The sequence below is a fragment of the uncultured Methylobacterium sp. genome (genome assembly GCF_964244095.1).
GTDB lineage: Bacteria > Pseudomonadota > Alphaproteobacteria > Rhizobiales > Beijerinckiaceae > Methylobacterium.
In genome coordinates this window covers 49,882-73,072 of the sequence record NZ_CAXTHR010000003.1, presented here as the reverse complement: position 1 = coordinate 73,072, position 23,191 = coordinate 49,882, and the positions used below count along the sequence as shown (strand labels likewise).

Annotated in this window: 34 protein-coding genes and 1 tRNA gene; 18 read left to right on the top strand and 17 right to left on the bottom strand. The window is 70.6% G+C overall.

Annotated features, from left to right (window positions below; all coding sequences use genetic code 11):
- Window positions 1–314 (top strand): twin-arginine translocase subunit TatC (locus ACFE86_RS01250; protein ID WP_375453510.1); only part of this gene is annotated, 314 nt, incomplete at its 5' end.
- Between the two features lie 113 nt (window positions 315–427).
- On the opposite strand, the gene ACFE86_RS01245 is transcribed toward ACFE86_RS01250, so the two are convergent.
- The 9 genes from ACFE86_RS01245 to ACFE86_RS01205 all read right to left on the bottom strand — a co-directional run bounded on the left by ACFE86_RS01245 (window position 428) and on the right by ACFE86_RS01205 (window position 9,400).
- Entirely contained in the window at window positions 428–1,210 is a 783-nt protein-coding gene (locus ACFE86_RS01245; RefSeq protein WP_375453509.1) for a DUF1223 domain-containing protein, read from the bottom strand.
- Between the two features lie 4 nt (window positions 1,211–1,214).
- Window positions 1,215–2,249, bottom strand: coding sequence for a lipid A biosynthesis lauroyl acyltransferase (locus ACFE86_RS01240; RefSeq protein WP_375453508.1), 1,035 nt, complete (start codon window positions 2,247–2,249; stop codon window positions 1,215–1,217).
- A gap of 84 nt (window positions 2,250–2,333) precedes the next feature.
- On the bottom strand, window positions 2,334–3,356 hold the full coding sequence (locus ACFE86_RS01235; RefSeq protein WP_375453507.1) for a zinc-binding dehydrogenase: 1,023 nt from the start codon (window positions 3,354–3,356) through the stop codon (window positions 2,334–2,336).
- 111 nt (window positions 3,357–3,467) lie between these two features.
- Window positions 3,468–3,743, bottom strand: a complete 276-nt coding sequence (locus ACFE86_RS01230) for an SH3 domain-containing protein (RefSeq protein ID WP_375453506.1) — start codon at window positions 3,741–3,743, stop codon at window positions 3,468–3,470.
- Window positions 3,744–3,761: 18 nt separating this feature from the next.
- The gene (locus ACFE86_RS01225; RefSeq protein WP_375453505.1) at window positions 3,762–4,532 is read right to left on the bottom strand and encodes an SDR family oxidoreductase; all 771 of its coding nucleotides are present in this window, start codon (window positions 4,530–4,532) and stop codon (window positions 3,762–3,764) included.
- On the bottom strand, window positions 4,529–5,812 hold the full coding sequence (locus tag ACFE86_RS01220) for a beta-ketoacyl-ACP synthase (protein ID WP_375453504.1): 1,284 nt from the start codon (window positions 5,810–5,812) through the stop codon (window positions 4,529–4,531). Before ACFE86_RS01220 ends, ACFE86_RS01225 begins: the two co-directional genes overlap by 4 nt.
- A 164-nt stretch (window positions 5,813–5,976) precedes the next feature.
- Window positions 5,977–7,239 (bottom strand): aminopeptidase, encoded by a 1,263-nt coding sequence (locus ACFE86_RS01215; protein ID WP_375453503.1) that lies wholly within the window; start codon window positions 7,237–7,239, stop codon window positions 5,977–5,979.
- Between the two features lie 87 nt (window positions 7,240–7,326).
- Window positions 7,327–7,620 (bottom strand): DUF2218 domain-containing protein, encoded by a 294-nt coding sequence (locus ACFE86_RS01210; protein WP_375453502.1) that lies wholly within the window; start codon window positions 7,618–7,620, stop codon window positions 7,327–7,329.
- A gap of 307 nt (window positions 7,621–7,927) precedes the next feature.
- Complete coding sequence (locus ACFE86_RS01205; RefSeq protein ID WP_375453501.1) at window positions 7,928–9,400, bottom strand: FAD-binding oxidoreductase; 1,473 nt, start codon at window positions 9,398–9,400, stop codon at window positions 7,928–7,930.
- A 133-nt stretch (window positions 9,401–9,533) separates the two neighbouring features.
- Here ACFE86_RS01205 and ACFE86_RS01200 point away from each other — a divergent pair, with 133 nt between their 5' ends.
- The 5 genes from ACFE86_RS01200 (at window position 9,534) to ACFE86_RS01180 (ending at window position 11,976) form a co-directional block, all read left to right on the top strand.
- Window positions 9,534–10,229 carry a fumarylacetoacetate hydrolase family protein gene (locus ACFE86_RS01200; RefSeq protein ID WP_375453500.1) on the top strand — a complete coding sequence of 232 codons (696 nt, stop codon included), beginning with the start codon at window positions 9,534–9,536 and terminating at the stop codon, window positions 10,227–10,229.
- Window positions 10,230–10,242: 13 nt separating this feature from the next.
- Window positions 10,243–10,716, top strand: a complete 474-nt coding sequence (locus tag ACFE86_RS01195; RefSeq protein ID WP_375453499.1) for an NUDIX domain-containing protein — start codon at window positions 10,243–10,245, stop codon at window positions 10,714–10,716.
- A gap of 115 nt (window positions 10,717–10,831) precedes the next feature.
- Window positions 10,832–10,906 (top strand) — tRNA-Gly (locus ACFE86_RS01190).
- 321 nt (window positions 10,907–11,227) lie between these two features.
- On the top strand, window positions 11,228–11,542 hold the full coding sequence (locus ACFE86_RS01185) for a PadR family transcriptional regulator (RefSeq protein WP_375453498.1): 315 nt from the start codon (window positions 11,228–11,230) through the stop codon (window positions 11,540–11,542).
- On the top strand, window positions 11,530–11,976 hold the full coding sequence (locus ACFE86_RS01180) for a hypothetical protein (RefSeq protein WP_375453497.1): 447 nt from the start codon (window positions 11,530–11,532) through the stop codon (window positions 11,974–11,976). The genes ACFE86_RS01185 and ACFE86_RS01180 overlap by 13 nt, the downstream gene beginning before the upstream one ends.
- A gap of 230 nt (window positions 11,977–12,206) precedes the next feature.
- On the opposite strand, the gene ACFE86_RS01175 is transcribed toward ACFE86_RS01180, so the two are convergent.
- Entirely contained in the window at window positions 12,207–12,407 is a 201-nt protein-coding gene (locus ACFE86_RS01175; RefSeq protein WP_375453496.1) for a hypothetical protein, read from the bottom strand.
- A gap of 22 nt (window positions 12,408–12,429) precedes the next feature.
- On the opposite strand from ACFE86_RS01175, the gene ACFE86_RS01170 reads away from it, so the two are divergent.
- The 3 genes from ACFE86_RS01170 to ACFE86_RS01160 all read left to right on the top strand — a co-directional run bounded on the left by ACFE86_RS01170 (window position 12,430) and on the right by ACFE86_RS01160 (window position 14,429).
- The gene (locus ACFE86_RS01170) at window positions 12,430–12,858 is read left to right on the top strand and encodes a hypothetical protein (RefSeq protein WP_375453495.1); all 429 of its coding nucleotides are present in this window, start codon (window positions 12,430–12,432) and stop codon (window positions 12,856–12,858) included.
- A gap of 106 nt (window positions 12,859–12,964) precedes the next feature.
- On the top strand, window positions 12,965–13,576 hold the full coding sequence (locus tag ACFE86_RS01165; RefSeq protein WP_375453494.1) for a hypothetical protein: 612 nt from the start codon (window positions 12,965–12,967) through the stop codon (window positions 13,574–13,576).
- A 4-nt stretch (window positions 13,577–13,580) separates the two neighbouring features.
- On the top strand, window positions 13,581–14,429 hold the full coding sequence (locus tag ACFE86_RS01160) for a DNA methyltransferase (protein WP_375453493.1): 849 nt from the start codon (window positions 13,581–13,583) through the stop codon (window positions 14,427–14,429).
- Window positions 14,430–14,445: 16 nt separating this feature from the next.
- On the opposite strand, the gene ACFE86_RS01155 is transcribed toward ACFE86_RS01160, so the two are convergent.
- Genes ACFE86_RS01155 through ACFE86_RS01145 form a run of 3 tightly spaced genes read right to left on the bottom strand, consistent with a single transcriptional unit; the run spans window position 14,446 to window position 15,264 of the window.
- Window positions 14,446–14,763: a hypothetical protein gene (locus ACFE86_RS01155; protein WP_375453492.1), complete on the bottom strand. Its 318-nt coding sequence runs from the start codon at window positions 14,761–14,763 to the stop codon at window positions 14,446–14,448.
- Between the two features lies 1 nt (window position 14,764).
- On the bottom strand, window positions 14,765–15,019 hold the full coding sequence (locus ACFE86_RS01150; protein ID WP_375453491.1) for a hypothetical protein: 255 nt from the start codon (window positions 15,017–15,019) through the stop codon (window positions 14,765–14,767).
- Window positions 15,016–15,264 carry a hypothetical protein gene (locus tag ACFE86_RS01145; protein ID WP_375453490.1) on the bottom strand — a complete coding sequence of 83 codons (249 nt, stop codon included), beginning with the start codon at window positions 15,262–15,264 and terminating at the stop codon, window positions 15,016–15,018. The genes ACFE86_RS01150 and ACFE86_RS01145 overlap by 4 nt, the downstream gene beginning before the upstream one ends.
- Window positions 15,265–15,397: 133 nt before the next feature.
- Between ACFE86_RS01145 and ACFE86_RS01140 the strand changes: the two genes are divergently transcribed.
- A complete protein-coding gene (locus ACFE86_RS01140; RefSeq protein ID WP_375453489.1) occupies window positions 15,398–15,745 on the top strand; it encodes a hypothetical protein in 348 nt (115 codons plus the stop codon).
- A gap of 61 nt (window positions 15,746–15,806) precedes the next feature.
- Here the strand turns inward: ACFE86_RS01140 and ACFE86_RS01135 are convergent, their stop codons facing one another.
- Entirely contained in the window at window positions 15,807–16,106 is a 300-nt protein-coding gene (locus tag ACFE86_RS01135) for a hypothetical protein (protein ID WP_375453488.1), read from the bottom strand.
- Between the two features lie 167 nt (window positions 16,107–16,273).
- Here ACFE86_RS01135 and ACFE86_RS01130 point away from each other — a divergent pair, with 167 nt between their 5' ends.
- Genes ACFE86_RS01130 through ACFE86_RS01120 form a run of 3 tightly spaced genes read left to right on the top strand, consistent with a single transcriptional unit; the run spans window position 16,274 to window position 17,866 of the window.
- Window positions 16,274–16,396: a hypothetical protein gene (locus ACFE86_RS01130; protein ID WP_375453487.1), complete on the top strand. Its 123-nt coding sequence runs from the start codon at window positions 16,274–16,276 to the stop codon at window positions 16,394–16,396.
- A complete protein-coding gene (locus ACFE86_RS01125; RefSeq protein WP_375453486.1) occupies window positions 16,397–16,612 on the top strand; it encodes a hypothetical protein in 216 nt (71 codons plus the stop codon). It begins immediately after the preceding gene.
- 45 nt (window positions 16,613–16,657) lie between these two features.
- Window positions 16,658–17,866: an IS701 family transposase gene (locus ACFE86_RS01120; RefSeq protein ID WP_375453485.1), complete on the top strand. Its 1,209-nt coding sequence runs from the start codon at window positions 16,658–16,660 to the stop codon at window positions 17,864–17,866.
- Between the two features lie 247 nt (window positions 17,867–18,113).
- Here the strand turns inward: ACFE86_RS01120 and ACFE86_RS01115 are convergent, their stop codons facing one another.
- Genes ACFE86_RS01115 through ACFE86_RS01105 form a run of 3 tightly spaced genes read right to left on the bottom strand, consistent with a single transcriptional unit; the run spans window position 18,114 to window position 19,242 of the window.
- Window positions 18,114–18,362, bottom strand: coding sequence for a hypothetical protein (locus ACFE86_RS01115; protein WP_375453484.1), 249 nt, complete (start codon window positions 18,360–18,362; stop codon window positions 18,114–18,116).
- Window positions 18,359–18,583 carry a hypothetical protein gene (locus ACFE86_RS01110; RefSeq protein WP_375453483.1) on the bottom strand — a complete coding sequence of 75 codons (225 nt, stop codon included), beginning with the start codon at window positions 18,581–18,583 and terminating at the stop codon, window positions 18,359–18,361. Before ACFE86_RS01110 ends, ACFE86_RS01115 begins: the two co-directional genes overlap by 4 nt.
- Window positions 18,580–19,242 (bottom strand): hypothetical protein, encoded by a 663-nt coding sequence (locus tag ACFE86_RS01105; protein WP_375453482.1) that lies wholly within the window; start codon window positions 19,240–19,242, stop codon window positions 18,580–18,582. The genes ACFE86_RS01110 and ACFE86_RS01105 overlap by 4 nt, the downstream gene beginning before the upstream one ends.
- A gap of 465 nt (window positions 19,243–19,707) precedes the next feature.
- Here ACFE86_RS01105 and ACFE86_RS01100 point away from each other — a divergent pair, with 465 nt between their 5' ends.
- The 5 genes from ACFE86_RS01100 to ACFE86_RS01080 are packed head-to-tail and all read left to right on the top strand — an operon-like array spanning window position 19,708 to window position 23,057.
- The gene (locus ACFE86_RS01100) at window positions 19,708–21,303 is read left to right on the top strand and encodes an AAA family ATPase (protein WP_375453481.1); all 1,596 of its coding nucleotides are present in this window, start codon (window positions 19,708–19,710) and stop codon (window positions 21,301–21,303) included.
- Window positions 21,304–21,313: 10 nt separating this feature from the next.
- Entirely contained in the window at window positions 21,314–21,553 is a 240-nt protein-coding gene (locus tag ACFE86_RS01095) for a hypothetical protein (RefSeq protein WP_375453480.1), read from the top strand.
- Window positions 21,550–22,203 carry a hypothetical protein gene (locus tag ACFE86_RS01090; RefSeq protein WP_375453479.1) on the top strand — a complete coding sequence of 218 codons (654 nt, stop codon included), beginning with the start codon at window positions 21,550–21,552 and terminating at the stop codon, window positions 22,201–22,203. Before ACFE86_RS01095 ends, ACFE86_RS01090 begins: the two co-directional genes overlap by 4 nt.
- Window positions 22,203–22,592 (top strand): hypothetical protein, encoded by a 390-nt coding sequence (locus tag ACFE86_RS01085; protein WP_375453478.1) that lies wholly within the window; start codon window positions 22,203–22,205, stop codon window positions 22,590–22,592. The genes ACFE86_RS01090 and ACFE86_RS01085 overlap by 1 nt, the downstream gene beginning before the upstream one ends.
- A gap of 51 nt (window positions 22,593–22,643) precedes the next feature.
- Window positions 22,644–23,057 (top strand): hypothetical protein, encoded by a 414-nt coding sequence (locus tag ACFE86_RS01080; protein WP_375453477.1) that lies wholly within the window; start codon window positions 22,644–22,646, stop codon window positions 23,055–23,057.
- Window positions 23,058–23,191 lie beyond the last annotated feature (134 nt).

Here is a 23,191-nt window from a genome sequence, read left to right as displayed (position 1 = left end):
TGCCCAAGGTCGACGAGTACCTCTCGCTGATCATGACGCTGATCTTCGCCTTCGGCATCGCCTTCCAGCTGCCGGTGATCCTGACGCTGCTCGGGCAGATCGGGGTGATCGACGCCAAGTTCCTGCGCGAGAAGCGGCGCTACGCCATCGTGCTGGTGTTCGTCGCCGCCGCCGTGCTGACGCCGCCGGACGTGATCTCGCAGCTCTCGCTCGCCCTGCCGATGCTGCTGCTCTACGAAGCCTCGGTGTTCTCGGTCTCGCGCATGGAGACGATGCGCGCCCGCCGCCGCGTCGCCGAAGGGCTCGACCCGTAGCATCGGCGTAGGCGCGCACGCCGGACGACCGATCGCCAGGGGGCCGACTTGTACCGGTCGGCGATGCGCAAGGCTCATCGCCGACCGGTATCACGGCCTCCGGGCGGGCTCGCTCAGAGACCGGGGCCCTTGGCCGCGCCCCAGATGCGGCCCGGCCGGCCGCCGGCCGCGCCCTGAACCACGACGACCCAGGCATCGGCCTCCGCGACCCGTGCCGCGACGCCGGAGACCTCGAACCGCACCGGTTGGCCGGTCCAGGGCCCGAGGCGCTGCAGCCCGCGCACGACGTTGACGTAGGTCACGGTGCGGCCGCGGTTCTCGCCGCCGCCGATCACCACCGGACGGCTGCGCAGCACCGGGACCAGCCAGACGTCGCCCTTGAGATCGCTGTCGAGATCCCCCTTGGCGCCGGAGCCGGGCTCGGCGCCGACTTCGACGACGATGCGGTCCCCGTGCTCCTCGCCGCGGACCGGCACGGGCAGGCCGCCGCGCGAGCCCGATTCGCGGACCAGCCGTTCGAGGCCGGCCCGGTCGGAGCCGACCGTGGAGGCACCGCCGTTGACCACGGCCTGGGGCGTGAACACCTGCCGCGCGCTCAGGCCGCCGGCATAGGCGTGCTGGCGCTCGCCGAACGGGGCCTGCGCCAGCGTGTCCTTCCAGCCGAGATAGTCCCAGTAGGTCACCGGCAGGGTCAGCGCGAGGACGCCCGGATGCCGGGCGAGGTCGCCGATCACCGGGTCCGCCGAGCGGCAGGCGGCGCAACCCTGGCTGGTGAACAGCTCGACGACTGCACGCAGGGATTCGGCCGCAGCCGGGCAGGGCAGGGCGCAGGCGACGAGCGTCAGGATCGCGCCGATCCGGACGGGGGCATGGGCACGCGTTCGGGTCGGCGTCATCGCTTCAGGAGAAGGTGCCCGGCGCCGCCTGGGAAATCACGTTGGCTTGAGACGGCTCGACCTGGGGCAAGCCCTGCGCCGGGCGCGGGGCCCGTTCGGGCGGGCGCGGCTTCGGCAGCAGGCTCGAGCGCCAGCGCCGGTGCATCCACAGCCACTGTCCCGGATGCTCGCGCACCCAGCCCTCGACCACCGCGGTCATCGCCTGCATCGCGCCGGCGACCGTGACCAGGCCCTCGGCGTCCCGCGGCAGGTCGAGGGGCGGGGTCAGCTCCAGCCGGAAGCGCCCACCCGGAAGCCGGATCACGCGGGCACCGTGGACCGGGCAATCGTAGTGGCGGGCGAGCTTGGCCAGCAGCGGGTTGGCCAGGCAGGGACGCCCGAAGAAGTCCACCACCACGCCGCGGGTGAAGTGCTGGTCGATCAGTTGCCCGAGATGGCCGCCGCGCTCGACCACGCCGCGCATCGCGAAGGCGCCCCCCGGCCCGGAGGCGGCCAGACCGCCCATGGTCCGGCGCCGGACCTCCTGCACGAGCCGGGCGGCGGCCGGGTTGTTCGGGGGCCGGAACACCGCCGTGGTCTCCAGGCCGAACCGCGCCGCGCAGATCGCCGGCAATTCCCAGTTGGCGAGGTGGGCCGAGAACACGAGGCCCGGCCGGCCGTCGTCGCGCAGCGCCAGGAAGTGCTCGATGCCCTCGACCTGCATGCGCTGGGTCGCGGGGTCGGCCGGGTCGAAGTCGAACAGCGTGTCGAGATGGGCGTATTCGGCGCCGGTGCGGCCGAGATTGTCCCACGCCGTCCGCGCGATCGCCCGGATCTCGGATGCGGGACGCTCCGGGAAGGCGGCGCGCAGGTTGGCCAGCATCGTGCGGTGCGAGGGCAGCCACGGCCCCAGGGCGCGCAAGAGCGCCCCGCCGGCATCGCCCGCCCGCTCCGCGCCGAGGGCGCGCGACAGCCAAAACACCGCGCGGATCAGCGGGATCATGGCGTAGCCGGCCAGCCGCGGCACGATCCGCTTCAGGGTCAGGGCCAGGCGCAGCAACGGGTCACTCTCGGGTGCGAGGCGTCCCGTCGATGCGCGGCGCGGCAACCCGATTAGATCATTTTTTCGCGACGGGGGAGGGCGTCAGAGGCGCACCAGGATCTTGCCGAAGGCCGTGCGCGATTCGAGCCGCTCCAGCCCCTGCGCGAAGTCGGCCAGCGGGTAGACCGTGTCGACGACGGGCCGGATGCCGTCGGCCATCTTGGCGAGCGCGTCGCGGATGTTGGCGAGCCGGCACCCGAACGAGCCGGTGATGCGGTACTGCTGCTGGAACAGCTGCATCAGGTTCATCGTGGTCGAGACGCCCGACGTCGAGCCGCAGGTGACGAGCCGGCCGCCGCGCTTGAGGCAGAGCAGCGAGCCGTTCCAGGTGTCGGGGCCGACATGCTCGAACACCACGTCGACGCCCTTGCGCTTGGTCAGCCGGCGGACCTCGCCCTCGAACCGCTCGGTGCGGTAGTTGACCACGTGGTCGGCGCCGAGGGCTGCGGCCTTGGCGCCCTTCTCGTCGTCGCCGACCGTCGTGTAGACGGTGCAGCCGATGGCCTTGGCCATGCGGATCGCGGCGGTGCCGACGCCTGAGCCGCCGGCATGGATGAGGATGCTCTCGCCGGGCTCGAGCCGGGCGTTGTCGAACAGCATGTGCTGCACGGTGCCGAAGGCGATGCCGGCACAGGCCGCATCCGTGAGGCTGACGCCGTCCGGCACCTTCACGACGAGCCGGGCCGGCATGACGACGAACTCGCGGGCGAAGCCGTCGATGTGGAAGCCCATCACGCCGCCGACATCCTCGCACAGGTTGTCGCGGCCCTCGCGGCAGGCGCGGCACGTGCCGCAGGTCATGGCGCCGTAGAGCGCGACCCTGTCGCCGACGGCCAAGCCCTCGACGCCGTCGCCGAGTTCGGCGACCTCGCCCGCGGCTTCCGCGCCGACCGTCAGGGGCAGGCGGCGCTTGGCGAAGGCCATCCCGCGAAAGCCCCACACGTCGATGAAGTTCAGCCCGACGGCGCGCACCCGAACCCGGACCTCTCCCACGCCGGGGGACGGCGGCGCCTCGACCTCGGTGAGGCGCAGGTCGCGGTCGCCGAAGAGTTGCAGGGCTTGCATCGCTCGTCTTTCCAACAGGCCGTCAGCCCCATCCGGAGCCGGCCGCTCCCACGCACGCTCTCGTTTCGGAAATGCTCTAGCACACCGGTCCGGGCGGCAGCACCGGCCGCGTCACTCCGGCGCGAGGTAGCGCCGCCGCGCCCAGCCCACCGTGCGGCCGACCTTGACCCGGCACCACGTGGTGCGGCTCGGCGTGTCGTTGGTGCAGCCGGAGACCAGCGCGCGGGCGCGGATCGCGCCGACCACCTCGGCGGACGGGTCGGGCGCGGCGCGGATGCTCAGCGTCTCGCCCCGCGCCAGGCCGTCGAGGCGGTAGGGCAGCGGCTCGGCGCGCGCCGCCCCCGCACCGAGGAGGACGACGCCGAGGGCCTGACCGAACGCGCGCATCGAGGATCCCGCAAGACATCAGCGGTGGACGCCCATCATCGCGGTGAGCCCGCCATCGACGGGCAGGACGGCGCCGGTGATGTAGGCGGCGGGCTCGGCCATCAGGAAGGCCGCCAGCGCCGCGACCTCGGCGGGGTCGGCGAAGCGCCCGGCGGGGATCTGGCGCTCCATGCCCGTGCGCCGGGCGGCGTAGGCCGCCAGCATCGGCGTGTCGACGAAGCCCGGCGCGATGACGTTGACGGTGACGCCGCGCCGGGCCGTCTCGATCGCCAGGGTGCGACAATAGGCGATCAGCGCCGCCTTGGTCGCGGCGTAGGCGGCGTTGCCGGCGTTGGCGCGCAGAGCCGCCACCGAGCCGATGGCGACGATGCGGCCGGCGCGCGCGCCGATCATGGCGCGGACCAGGCTCTTGGCGATCCGCGTCAGCGAGAAGAAGTTGACCTGCATCAAGGCCTCGGCCCGGTCCTGATCGAGCATCGCGGCGAGCGCGTCATAGGATTGGCCGGCATTGTGGACGAGGCCGTAATAGCCCTGCGCCTCGGCCGCCTCGCAGAAGGCGTCGAGCGCGGCGCGGTCGGCGAGATCGAGGGCGTGGGCCGCGAAGGCCGCGCCGGGATGGTGCGCGCGCAGTTCGGCGAGCAGCGCCGCGGCCGGGCCGTGCGAGGCGCGATAGGTGAAGTCGACCCCGTGGCCGGCCGCGGCCATCGCCCGCACGATCGCCGAGCCGAGGCCCGAGGCGCCGCCGGTGACGAGGATGCGGTGGCCGGTCGCGGCCGGGGCGGCGCTCATGCCGGCTCCGCCCCGAGCACGAGGCAGGTGTTCTGGCCGCCGAAGCCGAAGGCGTTCGAGAGCACGCGCGAGACGGGCAGGTCGCGGGCCACGGTGACGACATCGAGCGGGATCGCCGGGTCGGGCACCGTGAGGTTGATCGTCGGCGGGACGCGCCCGTGCCGGATGGTCAGCAGCGACACCGCCGCCTCGATCGCGCCGGCCGCCGTGAGCGTGTGGCCGAGCATCGACTTGTTCGAGGTCACGGGGATGCGCGCGGCCGCCTCACCGAACACCGCCATCAGGCCCATCGCCTCCATGCGGTCGTTCTCCGGCGTCGCGGTACCGTGCGCGTTGACCGTGTCGATGCCCTCTGGCCCGATCCCGGCATCGGCAAGGCTCGCGCGGATCGCCGCGACGATCGGCGCCCCGTCCGGGCTCGAGCGGGTGCGGTGGAAGCCGTCGCCCTTCTCGCCGCAGCCGAGCACGTAGCCGAGGATCCTTGCGCCGCGCGCGACGGCCGAGGCCGCGTCTTCGAGAACCAGCGCCGCAGCGCCTTCGCCCATCACGAAGCCGTCGCGGTTCTTCGAGAACGGCTTCGAGGCCCGCTCCGGCGGATCGTTCTGGGTCGAGAGCGCCGAGAGCAGCGAGAAGCGGATCAGCGATTCCGGGTTCACCGAGCCGTCGGTGCCGATGCACAAGGCCGCCTGCATCTCGCCGCGGCGGATCGCCTCGACGCCGAGCTGGATCGCGGTGGCGCCCGACGAGCAGGCGGTGGAGAGCGAGATCGGCGAGCCCCGGGTGCCGAAGCGGTCGGCGATCCGGTCGGCCACCGTGCCGAAGATGAACAGGTCGTGCCACGCGTCGAAGGCCCGGCTCGCCGCCGCGCGCTGGAGCCCGGCATAGGTCACCGGCTCGGGTCCGCAGCCGGCCTCGGCCAGCGCCCGGCGCTGCGGCCATTCCAGCTCGACGGGGGGCACGGCGATGAACAGCGCGCCGGGAAAATCCCCCGCCGTCCCGATCGCGGCCTGCGCCACCGCCTCCTCGGCGGCGACCCGCGCGAAGCGCTCCGACAGGGCGGGCGCGACGAGCGGATCGGTGTCGAGGAAATCCACCGTGCCGGCGATGCGCGTGCGCAGGCCGGCGGTCTCGAACCGCGCGATCGCGTGGATGCCGGAGCGGCCCGCAACCAGCGCGGCCCAGGTCGCGTCCTGGCCCTGCCCGAGGGAGGAGACGAGGCCGAGCCCGGTGACGGCGACCAGCGGCCGGCCGCGCGCATCGCGGTGGGAATGCCCTGTCATCGCGCCGTCCTAAGCATCGTTGCGCGAGGTGGCCGCCGGTTCGCGCGACAAGAATGATGCGGCACCAGAGAGATCGAAGCGGGCCTTCGCGGGGCGACCCACGAGTGCCCGCTTCGGCGGTTTTTTTCGGCGTGCATCCCGCGGCACGGCGGTCCGGGGTTCGCTCAGACCCACTCGCCCCGCCGCATCACCGGCACGGCCTGCCCGTCCGCGCCGATGCCGTCCACGTCGATCTCTGCGGAGCCGATCATCCAGTCGATGTGGATCAGGCTGCGGTTGGCGCCGCGGGCCGCGAGGTCGTCCTCGGAAAGATCAGCGCCGCCGTTCACGAAGCACTTCGAATAGGCCTGGCCGAGCGCGATGTGGCTCGCGGCGTTCTCGTCGTAGAGCGTGTTGTAGAACAGCAGCCCCGAGGCCGAGATCGCCGAGGAGGCCGGCACCAGCGCGACCTCGCCCAGCTGCCGCGCGCCCGCATCGGTGTCGAGCACGCGGGCGAGCACGTCGCCGCCGCGGCTCGCCCGCGATTCGACGATGCGGCCTTCCGAGAACCGCACCGCGATGCCCTCGATCAGCGTGCCCTGGTAGGAGAGCGGCTTGGTGCTCGCGACGTGGCCCTCGACCCGCGCCCGGTGCGGCGTGGTGAAGACCTCCTCAGTGGGGATGTTGGCGTTGCAGACGATGCCGCTGCGCGAGGCGGCGGCACCGCCGCACCATTCGTGGTCGTCGGCCAGGCCCACCGTGAGGTCGGTGCCCGGCCCCCGGAAGCGGATCGCGGAGAAGCGGTGCCCGTTCAGCAGGTCCCTGCGCGCGTGGAGATGCGCGTTGTGGGCCGTCCATGCCGCCACCGGGTCTTCGCCGTCGACCCGGGAGGCGGCGAACACCGCGTCCCAGAGCCGCGCGACGGCCTCGTCCTCGGGCAGGCCGGGGAAGACGGCGCGCGCCCAGGCCGGGGTCGCGGCCGAGACGATGGTCCAGTTGGTGGCGAAGTTGGCGATCAGTTCCAGCGCCGGCACGTAGGCCTTCGCGCGCGAGCGGTTGGCGCGCGCGACCCGGTCGGGGTCCTGGGCCGAGAGCAGCGACGGGTCGTCGCCGCTGATCGCAAGGCGCGCCGCGCCGTTGCGGTAGGCCTCGGCCATGCCGGCATAGAGCCAGCCGGCGGCGGTGTCGAAAGCCGCGTCCGGCGCATGCGCGAAGCGGGCGAGCGTCGCCGCGTCGTCCCCGAGCAGCGTCGTCACGAGCGAGGCGCCGGCCCTGTACGCCTCGGCGGTGATGGCGCGCGCGAGCGGCAGCGCGTCGAGCGGCGCGGTCAGGACGAGTTCCTGGCCCGCCTGAAGGTTGAGGCCCACCCGCACCGCGACCTCGGCGAGCCGGCCGATCCGCTCCGCGAAGCGCGGGTCGGCGGCCGGCGGCGCGGCATGCATCGTCATCGCGATCCCCACGGCGATCCCCAAGACGCGTCCGGCCGTCCCGGACGCAAGGGTGGGGCTTACCCTATCAGGCGGCGCGCGACCACGTCAGGCGGCGCGCGACCATGTGATCTCGCCGAGGCTCTCGCGGAAGGCAAAACGCATCAGGTGGTCCGAGACCACGTTCTCGAGGCGCGTCAGCCCGGCCGGGTCGGCGGTGGCGATGCGCATCAGCAGCGCGTCGGGCTCGGCATCGAAGGTGCAGACCCGGTCCTCGCCGAACGGCACGGTGCCGTGCTCGGGGGTGCTCGACACCGGGAACTTGTGGCTCCAGTGGCGGCACAGTTGCTGCAGGTAGCGGCTCGCCTCGGCGGTCTGCACGCGGGCCTGGGAGGTGGGCATCGCAAAACTCTCCTCGGTTTCCGTCGGGCCGGCGACGCGGCCTTCGCGTGTGCGAAAGCTATGGCGCGATGCCAAGCAAGCCCCGGGCCCCGTCGCGAAGGCGACGGCGCGGATGTCCTTCAGCGTCCGCTCCCGCCGTTAACGCCGCGATAACGCACCCCGGACCGCCCGGGAGGCCAGCGGCCGGCGGCACGGCCGATCGCGGGCGCGGTGCCGGCCGCATCATGGATGTCTTTGCTGCGCCGCACAACGGAGGAGGCGGCCTGCGGACAAGCCGCGCATGAGGAGCGCCCGCGTAAGCCCGCCGCTACGGCAGCGCCGGCTGCGGATGGTCCGACAGGGCGACGACCTTGCCCGGGTTGAGCCGGTCCTGCGGGTCGAACCCGGCCTTGATCGCCCGCATCAGGTCGAGGGCGACCGGGTCGGCGTAGTGCTGCAACTCGTCGCGCTTGATCAGGCCGATTCCGTGCTCGGCGGCGATCGAACCGTCCATCGCCGTCACGATGTCGTGGACGATGCGGTTGAAGTCCGCCCAGCGGCCGAGGAACGCCGCCTTGTCCATGCCGACCGGCTGGCTCAGGTTGAAGTGCAGGTTGCCGTCGCCGACATGGCCGAAGGCGCAGACCCGCAGGCCCGGCATCGCGGCCTCGCAGGCCGCGCTCGCCCGCTCGACGAAGTCGGCGAGCTTCGAGAGCGGCACCGAGACGTCGTGCTTGATCGAGCCGCCCTCGTAGCCTTGCGCCTCCGAGAGCTGCTCGCGCAGCGCCCAGAGGGCGAGGTTCTGCGTCTCGCTCGACCCGAGCGTCGCATCCTCGACCGAGCCGTCCTCGATCGCCTCACTGAGCGCCGCCTCGAGCTCGGCGCGGGTGTCGGCATCGGGCCGGGCGGAGGCGAGTTCGACCAGCGCGTAGGCGCCGTGATCCCCGGCGAGCGGCCGGACGGTGCCGGGCCCGTGCCGCAGCACCATGTCGAGCCCGACGGGCGGGATGAACTCGAAGGCGGTGAGATCCCGGTCGGCGCGGCGGCGCAGGCGCGCGAACAGGTCGAGCGCAGCCCGGAGCGAGGGCAGGCCGACGAAGGCGACGCTGCGCGAGGCGGGTTTCGGGAAGAGCTTCAGCACCGCCTTGGTGATGATGCCGAGCGTGCCCTCCGAGCCGACGAACAGGTGCTTGAGATCGTAGCCGGCGTTGTTCTTGCGCAGGGCCTTCATGCCGTTCCACACCCGGCCGTCGGCCAGCACCACCTCCAGCCCGAGGACGAGGTCGCGGGCGTTGCCGTAGGCCAGCACCGCGATGCCGCCGGAATTGCAGGCGAGCGCACCGCCGATCCGCGCCGAGCCGCGGGACGCGTAGGAGAGCGGGAACAGCAGGCCGGCGCGGTCTGCCGCATCCTGCACCTCGGAGAGGATCGCCCCGGCCTCGACGGTGATGCTCGCATTGATGGAATCGAGCCCGAGCACGCGGTTCATGCGCGCCAGCGACAGCACGACGCCGCCGTCCGGCACGCCGCCGCCGACGAGCCCGGTATTGCCGCCCTGCGCCACCACGGCGACGCCTGCCGCCGCGCAGGCCCCGACCGCGAAGGCGACCTCGGCGGTCGAGGCCGGCCGCAAGGCCGCGAGCGCCGAGCCGCGATAAAGGTTTCGCGATTCCACCAGATAGGGCGCGAGGTCGGCCGGTTCGGTCAGAACGTGGGCCGCGCCGAGCCGCCCGCGCAGGGCCGAGAGCAGGGCGTGCCCATCGCTCGAAGGGAGGTTTTGGGGCCTGGAAGGCTGCGTCATCGCATGATTTTTCGACAGGCGGAGGCGGGATGCAAGGGCCGCGGGATGGCAAGGGCCGATCCCTGTCCTTAAGACGGGCGATGGGGGCCCGGCCGATCGCCGCGCCCCGAGACGACCCGGCACGAGGCACGCCATGCTCTCCGTCATCCCGAACCCGCCCCGCGTCGCGCTGCCGATCGTCGGCGGCGACGACCTGTTCCCGGTGCGCCGGGTCTACTGCGTCGGGCGCAACTACGCGGCGCACGCCCGCGAGATGGGCAAGGACCCGGACCGCGAGCCGCCGTTCTTCTTCATGAAGCCGGCCGACGCGCTCCAGCCCTGCGGCGCGGAGCCGACCGCGCACCCCTATCCGCCGCAAAGCGAAAACTACCATTTCGAGATCGAGATGGTGGCCGCCCTGGGCCGGGGCGGCCACGACATCCCGGTCGGGACCGCTCTGGAGCACGTCTACGGCTACGCCATCGGCCTCGACATGACCCGGCGCGACCTGCAGGACGAGGCCAAGCGCCTGGCACGGCCGTGGGACCTCGCCAAGGCCGCGGACCGCTCCGGGCCGATCGGCCCGATCCATCCGGCCGGACGCATCGGACACCCCGCACGCGGGCCGATCGTGCTCTGCGTCGACGGGGCGGAGCGCCAGCGCGGGGATCTGGCCGAGATGATCTGGTCGATCCCCGAGCAGATCGCCTACCTCTCGGCCTATTTCGAGCTCCAGCCCGGCGACCTGATCTTCACCGGCACCCCGTCCGGCGTCGGCCCGGTGCGCCGGGGCGAGCGCATGGTCGCGGCGATCGAGGGGCTCGGCGCGATCGCCCTGGACGTGGTCTGAGCGGCGGCCCGCGATGAAGCCCCTCGACCGGCCGCTGGTGCGGCGCCTGTTCCACCTCGGCGCGCTGGCGACCCGCGGGATGACCCTCGGCGTCCGCGGCGCGGCGATCGATACCGACGGCCGGGTCTGCCTCGTGCGCCACACCTATGTCGGCGGCTGGCAGTTGCCCGGCGGCGGCGTCGAGCGCGGCGAGACCGCGCCGGAGGCGATGACGCGCGAATTCCGCGAGGAGGCCGAGATCGTCCTCGATCCCGGCACGGCGCTTCGCCTGCACGGCTTCTACCGGAACCGCGCCGCCTCCCGCCGCGACCACGTCGCCCTCTACGTGGCGCCCGCCTTCAGGCAGCTCCGCGCGAAGCGGCCCGACCGGGAGATCGCGGCCTGCGCCTTCTTCCCCCTCGACGCGCTCCCCGCCGCGACGACGCGGGCGACGGCGGAGCGCCTGCGCGAGATCCGCGAGGGACTGGCCCCGACCGATCTCTGGTGAGGCCGCGCCTGCGCAATAGCCGGCGCAGGGCGCTTGCAACGCCTCCCGGAATGGTGTTTAGAGAGCACCGCCGGGGCAGGCGGGAGATGCATCTCCAGTCGGTGCCGCGTTGTGAGCGGGTGTAGCTCAGGGGTAGAGCACAACCTTGCCAAGGTTGGGGTCGAGGGTTCGAATCCCTTCGCCCGCTCCAAGTTTACCAACCAATTTGAATGACTTAGCAAAGCCGCCTCCGGGCGGCTTTTGCTTTTGGGTTGGAAACTGGGTTGGAAACGCAGGAAAACCCCACTCGGACAGGGTCCGGCGGGGTGGTCGGCGACGCGGGATGCGGGGCATGGGCCCGGTCCGTGGCGGTCACGGATTGACGGTCTCACCCGGCCTGGTCAGTTCCAAGGGCGATCGAACCAGCTCGATCCAGCAGCGCCTACCGGAAAGCGGCCGTGGCCTAGGGCAGGGGGCTAGACAAGGTCGGTCGAAAGTCGATATAGGGCTATATCGATTTTAGAGGTAGGTCATGGCAGAAGACGTCCGGCTCTCTGATACGACCCTACGCGCGCTCAAGTTCCTGCTGTCGGCACCCCTTGAGGGGCGGTCGGGAGCGGAGATCAGCAAGACCGCCCGCATCGGTTCGGGGACGATGTACCCCATGCTCGCCCGGCTGGAGACAGCCGGCTGGGTCGAGGGGAAGTGGGAGGAGGTGGATCCGAGCGAGGCCGGGAGGCCGAGGCGACGGTTCTACACGCTGACGATGGCGGGGCGCGCCCGGACCCGTGCCGCGTTTGCCGAGTACCAAGTCGCGCCGGAAGGAGCTCTCGCATGGAACTCCTGATCGGACTGCTCATGAACATCCTGGGCGCGGACCTCTACGACCGCTGCCCGAGGCTTGCCCGCTTCCTAATCCGCAAGGCGGCCGCCCGGCTGCCGGAGGACAAGCGGGAGTCGTACGCTGAGGAATGGTCCTCGCACCTCGTCGACTGCGACACGAAGCTCGACCAGCTCCGCCACGCGCTGGGCTGCTGGTGGAGCGTCGGCGGGATCCTGAGGACCGAGCCGCAGCCCAAGCAGCGCTACAGCCTCGATGCCCTCATCCTCGGCTCCGGCCTCATGTTGGCCGGATCCATCGGGGAGGCGATCATCGCCGCGATGGCCGGCGCGCCCTGGCTGTACCTGGTCAGCTACCTGTTCCAGATCGTGCCGGGAGTCTTTGTCATCGTCCTGGGGATCAAGATGCGGCTGAAGCAGGGTCGCTACATGTGGATCTGACGCTCGAAGCGGGGCCTCGGTTGAGCGCGGCCGGGCGGACCGGCTGTTCGAGGAGTCGACGTCGTAGATCAGGCGACCGACCTCGATGCAGATGGGCGGCAGGGGCGGGGACGCGACGAGCTTGGGATCCTCATGCTTAACCGTGAACTTCCGATAAGCGACGGGTCTGAGGGCGGGAGCGCGGTCCTTCATGCCAAGAGGGTACGTGGGCTGCCGTTACCGATCCTTGTCTAGCGCACCGCATCCTGGGCCTGCCGCTCCCGCCCGAGCTTCCGCGCTAGGTCGGCCGGACGCTGCGCCCGCACGAACCCGCGGCTGACCTGCCCGGACAACGTCGCCATCTCCGTCAGGGCATCCCCGAGCGCCCGGCGCAGGGCGTCCCGGGCATCGCCGTCGGAGGCCTCCAGGTAGGTCTGTTCAAGCTCGTCCACGGTCGTCTCCATCGATTCGCACATGAGAACGAATGAAGAACAAATCGGACAGGGAGTCGATCCCTGGACGCAACGTTTCGCGTGGGGCAATCCGGCCACAGGGCGCAACCTCGCAGGCGTGCTACGGCGTTCGCCCACCAAGGCCCCCGCCATGCCGCAACCCTCGCCTAAGCCGCTCCGATCTGATCCGGATGCCGTACCTCGGTTGCTCGTGGCTCGGCGCGCCGGATGGATCGATCCGGTCGCGGCGATCGCGGACGTCTATGCCGCGCTGGGCGAACGGGCAGATCCGGCGCTGCCCCTCCGCCGGCAACTGCTCGTAGCTCAGGATTCGGTGAGCCGTGTCATGGTTCAGGCAAGCCGATCGAGGCAGCCCAGTTCGCCGAGCGTGATCGCGAACATGGACTTCCTCCAACGGGCACTCGACGACCTGGCGTGCCTCCTCGATTAGCCGTCGGGTGACCATTCGTTAACCATGCCCGGGCCACGCTTGCCGGATGATACCGGCATCTAAGATCTACAGCGACGACCCGGCTACCGGGTACACTCAGGCATCCGTGAGCAAGCGGATCCTCGCCCTCTTCCTGGCCAACGTGGGCAAGGTCGTCACGCGGGACCAGATCCAGTTGGCGGCTACGAACCCTGAGACGAAGCTCGTCCCGGAGAACTGGCACCAACGGTTGTCCGAGCTCCGGACAGACTCCGGATACACGATCCTGGCGAAGCGCGATTGGCCGCTTCTCGCCGCCTCTGAGTACGTCATGCCCTCGACCGACCAGCGGCCGACGGCGGCCAAGCGGGTCATGCCGACGGCGAAGACATGGGCCGAGGTCCTGAGGCGCGCCGGCCAGTGCTGCCAGTGGAAGGAGGACGGCCAGCCGTGCGGGCTACGGGCCGGAGACATCGACCCAATCGGCGGTGGCACCGTGCGGCTCACGGCCGACCACACCACGCCGCACTCGATCAACCCGGCCGCCGACCCGAACGACCCCGATGCCTGGCAGGCCCTGTGCGCCCGGCACCAGGTGACGAAGAAGAACTACTGGGACAGCACCACCGGAAAAATGAACATCCTGGGGATCCTCCAAAATGCCAACCGACAGCAGAAAGAGGAGGCGCTAGGGTTCCTCCTGACCTATTACGGGCTCGTCGCGACGCCCAAGGAGTGATGCGTTGATCGGGGTTTGGAAGCCGCAGGACGTGGAAGCGTCCATCGCGGAGATGAAGGATTCGGGTCGTCACGTCCGCGTCACTATGCTGGACCCCTGGTATAACAAGGGCGTCGGCGGTGTCCGCGAGGACTATGACGACTACATCTTCAAGCTCCTCGAAGGTGTCGCAGAGTTCAGCGACCACATCTTCCTATGGGGCTTCCCCGAGATCGTCGCGCCGTTCGTTAGGCGCATGCCGCCGGGCCACAAGCTCGTCGCCTGGCTGACCTGGTACTACAAGAACAACCCGAGCGTGATCCGTGGCTGGAGGTCGGCCCAGAACGCTTGCCTGCACTTCAGCAAGCCGGACGTGAAGCTCTACCCGGAGCACTTCCTCAACGCCGCTCAGGAGGCGCTGAAGGAGAAGGGCAAGCTCCGCTACATGCCGGGTCCGACCAGCGTCATTGAGAGCGCGCTGCTGACCGGGTTCGTCGGTCGCGCCGAGCAGACCGGGCACCCGGCGCAGAAGCCGGAGGCAGTCTACGAGCCGCTTCTGATGATGACGTGCAAGCCAGGAGACCTGGTGTTCGACCCCATGTGCGGGTCTGGCACCACGGCCGGTGTCTGCCGCCGTCTGAAGCTCGACGGCATCCTCTGCGACATGAACCCCGAGTACACCGCCATGGCCGAGCGCCGAGCGGAAGGGGCGCCTGGGCGGCCGGTCTCGGACGAGCCGCCCGCGTTCGACCTCGCCGGCGAGTTGCCTCCTGCTCTCCCGGCGACGAAGAAGGCGGCCAAGACGGGCTACGTGCCAACGGGCAAGCCGCGTGGCCGGCCGCGCAAGAACCCGCTCCCTACCGCGGCGGAGTAGGCGGGATGGGTCGATGTCAGGGGCCTTGGTTGGCACCCCATCCCTGCTGGCGAGCGAGCGTCATCAGGATGTCGATGTCGGCGAGGGATGGAATTCTTGCAGGCCCCCTTGCCTGGATGGTGCCGTTGGGTCGTGTCCAGATGAAGCGGTAGCCTTCCTGCTGCGTACCGTCGGCGTAGTCGTAGCGACCCCACTGCAGCCACAGACACGGCCCAGGTAGGGTGTGTCCCGGGTGAGCGACTTCGTCGAGCATCTTGAAGCGCGTCTGGGCCATTGAGCTCTCGAACGGGAAGTCGTGGCCGTCCATTATATAGACGCCGAGAGCCACGGTCACATCACGCCCGTCCCTTCATCATGTCGTCGAGGAAGGCGGCCATCTCGACCTCCAGGGCCTCCATCATCGCGAGGTCCTCCGCCGTCGGCTCGTCGCCGCCCGAGGCGTGCCGCATGATGAACCCCGAGTAGGCGCGGGCCCCGGCGAAGAAGGCGCGCCTCATCTCCCGCTTCTGAGAGGCTGGTGCGTCAGCGATGCCGACGGCCTCGACGAAGGTGTCGAACTCGCGGGCGAGCATGCGGGGGCTGTCGGTCATGGCCGCTCCTTGGCGTCGCGGATAGCGGCGTATGCAGCTTCAACCTCACCCCACTCGCGACGGGAAATGGCGGCGCCGAGAGCCTGAACTCGGCCGGCGTGACGGGGGGAATCCATCTTGTCGCGGATCTTGCCGAGGGCTTCCTGGAAGACCTGGTGAGGGCTGATCGGCCGAGCGAAGTCCTCCATCCCGGCGACCTCCATGAGGTCGGAGAGGTCTTGGCGCAGGACGTCTTGGTCCGTCATGCCGTGCCTCCCGCCAGAGTTGCGCCGCCGGTCCACGGCCCCATCGGCTTGCCCTCGTCCCAAGTGTCCGAGGTAATTTTTTCGAGATAAGGATCATGGCGTCGAGTGCCGCTAGGATCTAAAGGAGTCTCTCATGAGCGCAGGAACCATCGGGGCCCACCTCGACGCCACGACGCTGGACCGGTTCAGGGCTCTGGCCGCGACCGAGAATCGGAGCCCGTCCCAGATCGTGGGCGTGGCTCTCAAGATGATGCTGGAAATGACCCCTGGTGCCCGCCGGGCCATCTTCGCCGTGGACGGGATGGCAGACGACGGGGAACGGGCGTTCGTGGCCAAGCACATCGGCCGCGCCGCCCTCAGGGCTTACGAGGATATCCTCGACGCCAGAAGGAACGACCTAGGTCCGCAATCCGGATCGAACCATGCATTGGACACCGAGGAGGCCATCGAGGTCGAAGCGGTAAGGATGTGCCGCCCGTGAATGCGGGAGCGGATCGCCTCGAAGGCGATGGCCTTCTCGACCTCGGTCTTCTCGCGCCAGGTCATCGGTCCCTTCGGATGGTCATGTCGTAGCCGTGCTCCCGCATCACCGACGCGAGATCCATGAGCCACAGGTCGACGATGCAGCTGGCCCGGCGCAGGTCGTCGACGACGTGGTAGAAGCGATCCCGGAGCTCGGGCTGCCCGTGGAACTGGATGACCCCGAGCTCGGCGACCTCTCCGATCGGCGTGACGTCCCGGTGCGCCTGGATGCGGTCCGCCTTGCAGATCTCCGCGGCGGATTCGGTGGTGCATGCGGTGCAGCCGTAGAGGCCGCAGAAGGTGCAGCATGGGGCAATCATCGACCCGTTCCCTTCAATCGATCCAGGGCACTCAGGACCCGGACGGTCCCAAGGATTCCGTTGAGCAGCGCGGAGCTCGGCCCGAGCGACGGCGGCTGCAGCGGCGCTCCCTCCCATCGCCGGAACCTCGCCTTGGCCTGGCGCGCCCGCCGGGCAGCCTCCTTGCCTTGGGCATCCCGTTCGATGCGGCGATCCCCGCCAAGCGGGCGGCCGCCGTCGGGCAGCGCGTCGCCGAGCTCGTCGATGAGGCCCTGGCTGCACGGGACCGCGCCGGCGAGGGGAATGCCTGAATGCGAGACGATCTCCACCCGGTCGAGGACGGCCCCGGCGCCGGGGCGCGCATCGAGCTCGCCGTGCGGGTGCTCGTCGGGCTGAAGAGGTCGACCATCATCGTGGCCGACCCCGTGACGGGGCGGGCCCTGACCAACACGGTCGTCGCGCACGGGGGCGAGCCCGGGGCCGCGGCCGCCGCGGTGGAGGCGGCCGTCCGGGCGTGGCTGCCCTAGCATTACAGTTGCGTTTTTATCTGAGTTTTGACTCTCTGCGTCACCATGATTCGCGCATCATGGACGTCGGGGACCTCGATCGAGGCGACCCTGGAAGTATGGGCCTCGTCGCTGCGAGAGGTGAAGGGACGCATGCGGCCGCTGTTCACGCAGGACCGGGTCGCGGCGTCGGCCGGTGCTTTCCTGGATGGACTACTCGGCGCGGAGCGGCGCAAGACCGGTTGGATGCGGGCGGAAGCCGCGGGCGATCCTGGGCCTTGGCGTCAGCAGGCCGTGCTCGGTCGCGGACGCTGGGATGCCGACGGCCTGCGCGACGTGGTGCGGGATTATGCCCTGGAGACGCTGGCTGACCCGGACGCGGTTCTGGTTCTCGATGAGACCGGCTTCCTCAAGCAGGGCAAAGCTTCGTGCGGCGTGCATCGCCAGTACACCGGCTCGGCCGGCAAGATCACGAACTGCCAGATCGGCGTCTTCGCGGCCTACGCCTCGCGGCACGGTCATGCCTTCATCGATCGGGCCTTGTACCTGCCCAAGACCTGGACCTCGGACCCGGCCCGGCTGGCCGCCGCCCACGTGCCGGAGGGGACGGCCTTCGCGACCAAGCCAGGATTGGCCCTGACGATGATCGAACGGGCGATGGCCGCCAGCGTGCCGTTTTCCTGGGTGGCGGCCGACACCGTGTACGGGGTCGGCGACATCGAGATGGCTTCGCGCCGGGCGGGCAAGGGCTACGTGCTCGGGGTCAAGAGCGATCACAGGTTCAACGCCTGGGTCGGCAAGCCGCTGGTGGCCGGCACCGCCGAGGCGATCGCCAACGACCTGGCTCCATCCGCCTGGGTGCGCCTCTCGGCCGGCGACGGGACGAAGGGCGCACGACTCTACGACTGGGCCTATTGCGAGCTCGCCGACCTCGATGGCGCCGGCTACGACCAAACTGGCGTGTGGACGCGCGGCCTTCTGATCCGGCGCAGCCTGAGTGACGGCGAGCGGGCCTACTTCACGACCTGGTGCCCGGCAGGCACGCCGATCGCGACCCTGGTGGCGGTCGAGGGGCGGCGCTGGACGATCGAGGACGCGTTCGAGACGGCCAAGACCGAGCTCGGGCTCGCTCACAACGAGACCCGCTCTTGGCATGGTTGGCATCGGCACGTCAGCCTGGTGATGTTGGCCTTCGCCCTGCTGGCGGTGATCCGCCATCACGCCAACGCGCCGCCCCCAAAAAGCCGAGCCCGACCAAGGATGCGCGCCCGCTGATCCGCTGGTCGGTGCAGGAAATCCGCCGCATCGCCGTGAGGCTGGCGCAGCAGCGCATCCAGCCCGCTCACGTCATCGCATGGTCGCTCTGGCGACGGGCGCATCAGGCCGCCGCCCGCCAAGCCCATCTCAAACGCCGTGCCTCAGACGCCAAACGGCGACGACAATGCCGGAAGCCCAGTAAAGCCAGCCGACGGACACCACGCACAAAAACGCAACTGTAATGCTAGGCTGAGGGCGAGCGCGGTCACGGCCGTCCCTCCGCGTTGCTGGCGATCTCGGCCATCGCCTTACCGGCCTGCTCGTCCCCGGCCCGGGCCCGCTGCGCGATGTAGGAGAGCAGCACCAGGTCATCGTCCCGGTTCGGGTTCGCCGGGATCGAGATCCGGGCGCTGTCCGGATTCCCGAAGTGGCTGTTCGCCAGGCGGCGCGCGGCCGCCTCGGCCTCGGCGTGCGAGATCTCGCGGGTGGCTTCCCAGAAGGCGCGCCCGGTCATGCCCGGCCCTCCGCGATCAGGCCCCGGGCGACCAGCACGGTGTAGACGCCCCCGGCGAGCTGGCGGTCCGAGAGGCCGTCGCGGCGTCCCTGCACGAGGACGTCCTCGATGATGCTCCAGGGCGTCTCGGGCACGGGCGGGAACCACCGCGGCGCCTTGGGGAACCGCTTGTGGAGCGGCGCCCGGATGTGCTCGGGGATGACCTCGCGGGGGAGGATCATGCCGCCACCTCGTCGATCGGCTTCGGCGCCAGGTGCGCGGCGAGCCCGGGGTCCTCGCCCATCGTGTCGAGGTAGACAGCGAGCATGCTGTGCCGGGTCGTGACGAACTTGCCCTCGGCCACCTCCTTGATGACCAGGTGACGCTCGCCCGGTGGGATCGTCAGACGCGACCAGTGGCAGGTGTGGGCGACCCGGCCGCGGACGACGTCGCGCGAAAGGACCTTGGTCTCGGTCTCGTCGCCGTCGAACGGGTTTATGTCGAGCATGACCTCGTCGCTCATCTCGACGGCGCGCGCCTTGATCAAGTCGACGTCGGCGGGCGTGTGGGTGCCGGCGGCGATGCGAACCTTGATGCGGTCCTCGCGCCCCTTGTGAAGGTACTCGGTCTCATCGAACACGTCGGTCGCGAGGCTCAGGACCTCCCGCAGGTTGTCGACGCCGAACAGCGTCATGGCGACCGCAGACGGCCCTTCGCCTTCCAGACCCTGCAGGGCGTAGGCGACCCGGTCGAACAAGTCGGGCAGGGCGACGAGGATGTCGAGGCCCTTGATCCCGAGGGCCGCGAAGGCCTCTTCCTCACGGCTTCCGACCTTGCACGTCGTGGCCTTGATGCGGAACGTCGTCCGGGCGGCGTGGGTAAGCTCGTCGTAGTACCGCACGCAATTTCCCCCTGCGAATCCGGACAGATGCGCAGTGTGCCAAGATCGAACGATTCGCACTGGACGCTGGCCAAAAAATCGCGCAGCCGCTGAGTCGAGGGGTCCCCTGACGGATGCGGGCCCCGTCGCGGGCGCGGGTTGTCCACAGGATGATGGGCACCCCGAAATGTGTGCCATAGCGTGCATTCCGGGCCGAAACCGCCGAAATGTTCGTTATAGCGCACATTCTGAGAGGGCTTGCCTCGCCTTTACTGACTCCGGCCAGGGGATTTTAAACCAACCTCTCATCGATACCTTCGGGCCGTCTTCACAGAAGGCGTCCCCTTGTGCATCTTGGGGACTCGCACGGAGCCGACCTTCGCCATGACCGCTCGCTCGATAGAGAAACGCACGACCGCCGCCACCGCCTGAGCCCCGAGCTCGGCGCCCTTCGCGCGTCCGTTTCCTATCCCTGCGAGATTTCCCATGTCCGACAATCCCACCCGCTGGGCGCGCCGTGCCGCGCGCATCGCGACGTATGCCGACAGCGAGGAGCGGCTGAAGGCCGACCGCCACGGCCGCCCCCAATCCCAGATCCCGACGATCGAGGACCTGCTCGTCGGGTACCCGTGGGCCTACGGGAACATGGACCGGGACATCCAGGCGTGGACCTCGGCCGTCGGTGAGCGGCCGTCCCCGGCGCTGCCGGACGACGTGCTGCAGGCCGTCGCCGAGTTCCGGGATGACCCCAGGATCCTCACCGCCCTACGGCTGGAGGACCTGGCGCTCCGCCATGCCGACGCCGGCTGCCGGCCGCCGCATAGCTCGTTCGACACGCTCGACGCACTGCGCGACATCGCGGACCGCACGACGCTCTACCTCGCCGAGATGGGGGACCCGGACGCGATCGCCCGCGCCGTCGCGCTCTGCCTCGAGACGCTCCATTCCTACGCGACCGTGGCGGGCAGCGACCCGGCGCCGGTGCGCGAGATCTCGATCACGCTGATCGCCCTCGCGAGCCGCTGCCGGCGCGAGCCCGGCGCGATCGCCGAGACCGAGAGCGACGTCGATCCGATGTGGATCATGGAGCGCCGGGCCCAGCGGGTCGCCGCGCACACGCTGCTGGAGATGATGGCCACGACGGTCGTCGCGCCGGAGCCGCTGGAGCGGCCGGCGGCGGCTGCGAAGCCCGGCCTCGACATGTCGTGGCTCGCGGACCTGCCGACCGCCGAGGAGGCGCCCTCGATCCTGGTCCTGCCGGCCGGGAAGGACGGGAAGAAGCCCAAGGGGCAGCCCAGCGCGATCGCCGGCCGTCGGCTCGCTTGCGTGCCGATGCCGGACCTGACGGACGTCGGGGCCCGGCTGGTCGAACGGATGCCGTGGGCCGAGGCGGCGATCTCGCGCATCGTGGGGATGGCGATGGGCCGGCCCTACGCCTCGCTGCCCAACGTCGTCCTCGTCGGGCAACCGGGCTGCGGCAAGTCCGAGCTGGCGCGGACCCTCGTGTCCGAGCTCGGCCTGGCGTCGATCGTCTATCCCTGCGCGGGTGTCCAGGACGGCACGATCGCCGGCACTCCAGCCGCCTGGTCGACCGCCCGGCCGTCGGTCTTCCTGTCGCTGCTCGTCGGCGCGGAGAGCGGCAACGGCGCGGTCATCCTCGACGAGATCGACAAGGCGCCGCCGCCAGGCGGCCACAACGGGTCCGTCCGAGACGCGATCCTCGCGGTCGCCGAGCCGACGTCCCGGCGGGCCTACTGGGACGTGGGGATCGAGCAGACGGTCGATCTCTCCGGCGTCACGCTCCTGGCGACGGCCAACTCGGTCGAGCCGCTGCGCGGGGCCCTCGCCGACCGGTTCGTCACGGTCCCGATCCCGTACCCGCGGCGCCAGGACCTCCCGGTCATCGTCCGCGGCATCCTCGACGGGATGAGGGCCGAGGTGTCCGACCCGAGATGGATCGGCGACCTCGACGCGTCCGAGACGGCGTCCCTCGCGGCATGGCGCGGAGGCTCGATCCGGCCCCTGCGCAGGGCGGTGGAGCACCTCGTCGGCCTGCGGTCCGACCGCCGCTTCGCGCACTGAGGGCGAGGCCATGACGATCCACCAGCTGCGCGCCCTCCGCGACCACGTCGAGGGCCAGGTCACTGACGGCACCGTCGAGCCCACGCTCGGCCGAGGCGTCTACGCCTACGCCGTCTCGCTCCTACGCCTCGCCGAGGACGGCGACCGCGACCCGACGCTCGCCCTGCGCGAGGCCCGATCCGCCGCGGGATTCCTCGCGTCGATCGCCATCCTGCCGCCCGCCCGCACCCGAACCTGGAGCCCGTCATGACGCCCCGAGAACGCCGCGCCGCGCGCGAGCTCACCGACTTCCTCACCCGCCTGTTCGGGCCGGAGGCGACGATCGCCATCGACCCGATGCCGGCGCGGCCGCCGCATCCGAACCGCGTCGAGCTCGACGTCACAGTCGAGCGCCCGCTGGCCCTGCCGGCCGATCTCGATGCGCGGACCCGGCGCCGGGACACGCTCGACGGCATGGTGCTCGCGGTGGAGATCGCCGAGCGCTACGTCGCGATCCGCTCGGCCCGGTACGCCCTGCCGGCCGGGCTCGTCCCGACGACGTGCGCGCTTGTCTCGGAGGGCCTGGAGCGCGATTTCGCGAGCCTGTTCCCCGAGGGCACGCTGGAGATCGACGTCGCGTGGCTGGAGGTCGCCCGGGCCGCGGCCGAGACGTTGGCCGGGCACGCTGTGCTCGATGGCGTCGTGTCGACCCAGGTGAAGCAGAAGTTCGCCGAGCTCCGCTGGTACACGCAGTCCATGCCCGAGGCGACCGAGGGCGAGGCAAGCGCGATCCTCGACGCGGCCTCGTATTTCTCGACGGTCGTCTGCGAGATGTGCGGCGGCCCCGGGTCATATCGGAAGGGGAGCTGGGTCCGGATCCTCTGCGACACCTGCCACGCGACCAAGCGGAGGAAGCTGTGATGCGCGCCCTCGTCCTCGCCGCCGCCCTGCTCGGGGCTGTCCCATGCTTCGCCGGAGGCATCCCCCCGGACCGCCTGTGGTCGGTCACCGTCCATGATGATGTCGACGGCCGCCTCGCGGTCGACGGCACGCTCTACGTCCGCCGCGTCGGCGACGGCCACCGCTTCCGCCTGGAGTGCCTCGTCTCGGGGCCGGCCGCAGGTACGGATTCGCGTACCTCATGGGGCAGCGCGACGGTCAGGGGCGATGTCGTCATCGGTCGCGTCGAGGGCGGCGAGGACGTGATCCAGCTGCCCGGCCGGGTCTTCACGCTGCGCCTGGCAGTCGATGGCGGCACGTGGACGTCCAACGTCCCGGGCTGCCCGCATAGGGTCGAGATCGCCCCGTGATTTGTAGGTGGCATGCCCCGGAGCGAAGGTGCCCTCAGAAGGAGAAATACCGTGCGCCTGAGAGACCTGACCGCCGCCGAGACCGCCGCCGTCGAGGCCCGCCGGGATGCCGTGCGCGAGGCCCTGTCGCGGATCGACGCCCCGTGGAAGCCGACGCCTGAACAGATCGACGCCGCCCCCTTCCTGGATGATTTCGAGGTCAGGCACGACGGCCTTTTCGGGCTGTGCTGGGGCCACCCCTGGCAGGGGAACGTCTTTCTGACGACCACGCCGATCGTCCACAGCGGCGAGGGATGGGCGCTGTCGGAGAACACCCTGTTCATCCTCGGCGGCGCGCGCCCGGAGAAGGAGGAGCGCCTCGACCGGGTGCTGTCCGGACGCCGCGGGCGAGGCCGTCCCGTCGTCGATTTCGATGCGCAGGTCCCCGACGAGGAAGAGGTCGCCACCGGTCCGAAGGTCGGCTGAAAACCAAGGCCCGTCCCCTAGGCGGAGGAAGCCAATCGGCCTTGAGTATCCTTTTCGTGCACGGGCGATCCGGCCACGAAAAAGGCCCCCGGCATCGAGCCGGGGGCCTGGTTGGGCGGGGGATACTGTAGCGG

What these genes read in the sequence shown, in the direction of transcription:
- ACFE86_RS01245 (WP_375453509.1), bottom strand. Translation starts at nt 1,210, where the DNA reads ATGACGCCGACCCGAACGCGTGCCCATGCCCCCGTCCGGATCGGCGCG.
- ACFE86_RS01235 (WP_375453507.1), bottom strand. Translation starts at nt 3,356, where the DNA reads ATGCAAGCCCTGCAACTCTTCGGCGACCGCGACCTGCGCCTCACCGAG.
- ACFE86_RS01230 (WP_375453506.1), bottom strand. Translation starts at nt 3,743, where the DNA reads ATGCGCGCGTTCGGTCAGGCCCTCGGCGTCGTCCTCCTCGGTGCGGGG.
- ACFE86_RS01225 (WP_375453505.1), bottom strand. Translation starts at nt 4,532, where the DNA reads ATGAGCGCCGCCCCGGCCGCGACCGGCCACCGCATCCTCGTCACCGGC.
- ACFE86_RS01220 (WP_375453504.1), bottom strand. Translation starts at nt 5,812, where the DNA reads ATGACAGGGCATTCCCACCGCGATGCGCGCGGCCGGCCGCTGGTCGCC.
- ACFE86_RS01215 (WP_375453503.1), bottom strand. Translation starts at nt 7,239, where the DNA reads ATGACGATGCATGCCGCGCCGCCGGCCGCCGACCCGCGCTTCGCGGAG.
- ACFE86_RS01210 (WP_375453502.1), bottom strand. Translation starts at nt 7,620, where the DNA reads ATGCCCACCTCCCAGGCCCGCGTGCAGACCGCCGAGGCGAGCCGCTAC.
- ACFE86_RS01205 (WP_375453501.1), bottom strand. Translation starts at nt 9,400, where the DNA reads ATGACGCAGCCTTCCAGGCCCCAAAACCTCCCTTCGAGCGATGGGCAC.
- ACFE86_RS01200 (WP_375453500.1), top strand. Translation starts at nt 9,534, where the DNA reads ATGCTCTCCGTCATCCCGAACCCGCCCCGCGTCGCGCTGCCGATCGTC.
- ACFE86_RS01195 (WP_375453499.1), top strand. Translation starts at nt 10,243, where the DNA reads ATGAAGCCCCTCGACCGGCCGCTGGTGCGGCGCCTGTTCCACCTCGGC.
- ACFE86_RS01185 (WP_375453498.1), top strand. Translation starts at nt 11,228, where the DNA reads ATGGCAGAAGACGTCCGGCTCTCTGATACGACCCTACGCGCGCTCAAG.
- ACFE86_RS01180 (WP_375453497.1), top strand. Translation starts at nt 11,530, where the DNA reads ATGGAACTCCTGATCGGACTGCTCATGAACATCCTGGGCGCGGACCTC.
- ACFE86_RS01170 (WP_375453495.1), top strand. Translation starts at nt 12,430, where the DNA reads ATGAGAACGAATGAAGAACAAATCGGACAGGGAGTCGATCCCTGGACG.
- ACFE86_RS01150 (WP_375453491.1), bottom strand. Translation starts at nt 15,019, where the DNA reads ATGACCGACAGCCCCCGCATGCTCGCCCGCGAGTTCGACACCTTCGTC.
- ACFE86_RS01145 (WP_375453490.1), bottom strand. Translation starts at nt 15,264, where the DNA reads ATGACGGACCAAGACGTCCTGCGCCAAGACCTCTCCGACCTCATGGAG.
- ACFE86_RS01140 (WP_375453489.1), top strand. Translation starts at nt 15,398, where the DNA reads ATGAGCGCAGGAACCATCGGGGCCCACCTCGACGCCACGACGCTGGAC.
- ACFE86_RS01135 (WP_375453488.1), bottom strand. Translation starts at nt 16,106, where the DNA reads ATGATTGCCCCATGCTGCACCTTCTGCGGCCTCTACGGCTGCACCGCA.
- ACFE86_RS01125 (WP_375453486.1), top strand. Translation starts at nt 16,397, where the DNA reads ATGCGAGACGATCTCCACCCGGTCGAGGACGGCCCCGGCGCCGGGGCG.
- ACFE86_RS01120 (WP_375453485.1), top strand. Translation starts at nt 16,658, where the DNA reads ATGATTCGCGCATCATGGACGTCGGGGACCTCGATCGAGGCGACCCTG.
- ACFE86_RS01115 (WP_375453484.1), bottom strand. Translation starts at nt 18,362, where the DNA reads ATGACCGGGCGCGCCTTCTGGGAAGCCACCCGCGAGATCTCGCACGCC.
- ACFE86_RS01110 (WP_375453483.1), bottom strand. Translation starts at nt 18,583, where the DNA reads ATGATCCTCCCCCGCGAGGTCATCCCCGAGCACATCCGGGCGCCGCTC.
- ACFE86_RS01100 (WP_375453481.1), top strand. Translation starts at nt 19,708, where the DNA reads ATGTCCGACAATCCCACCCGCTGGGCGCGCCGTGCCGCGCGCATCGCG.
- ACFE86_RS01095 (WP_375453480.1), top strand. Translation starts at nt 21,314, where the DNA reads ATGACGATCCACCAGCTGCGCGCCCTCCGCGACCACGTCGAGGGCCAG.
- ACFE86_RS01090 (WP_375453479.1), top strand. Translation starts at nt 21,550, where the DNA reads ATGACGCCCCGAGAACGCCGCGCCGCGCGCGAGCTCACCGACTTCCTC.
- ACFE86_RS01085 (WP_375453478.1), top strand. Translation starts at nt 22,203, where the DNA reads ATGCGCGCCCTCGTCCTCGCCGCCGCCCTGCTCGGGGCTGTCCCATGC.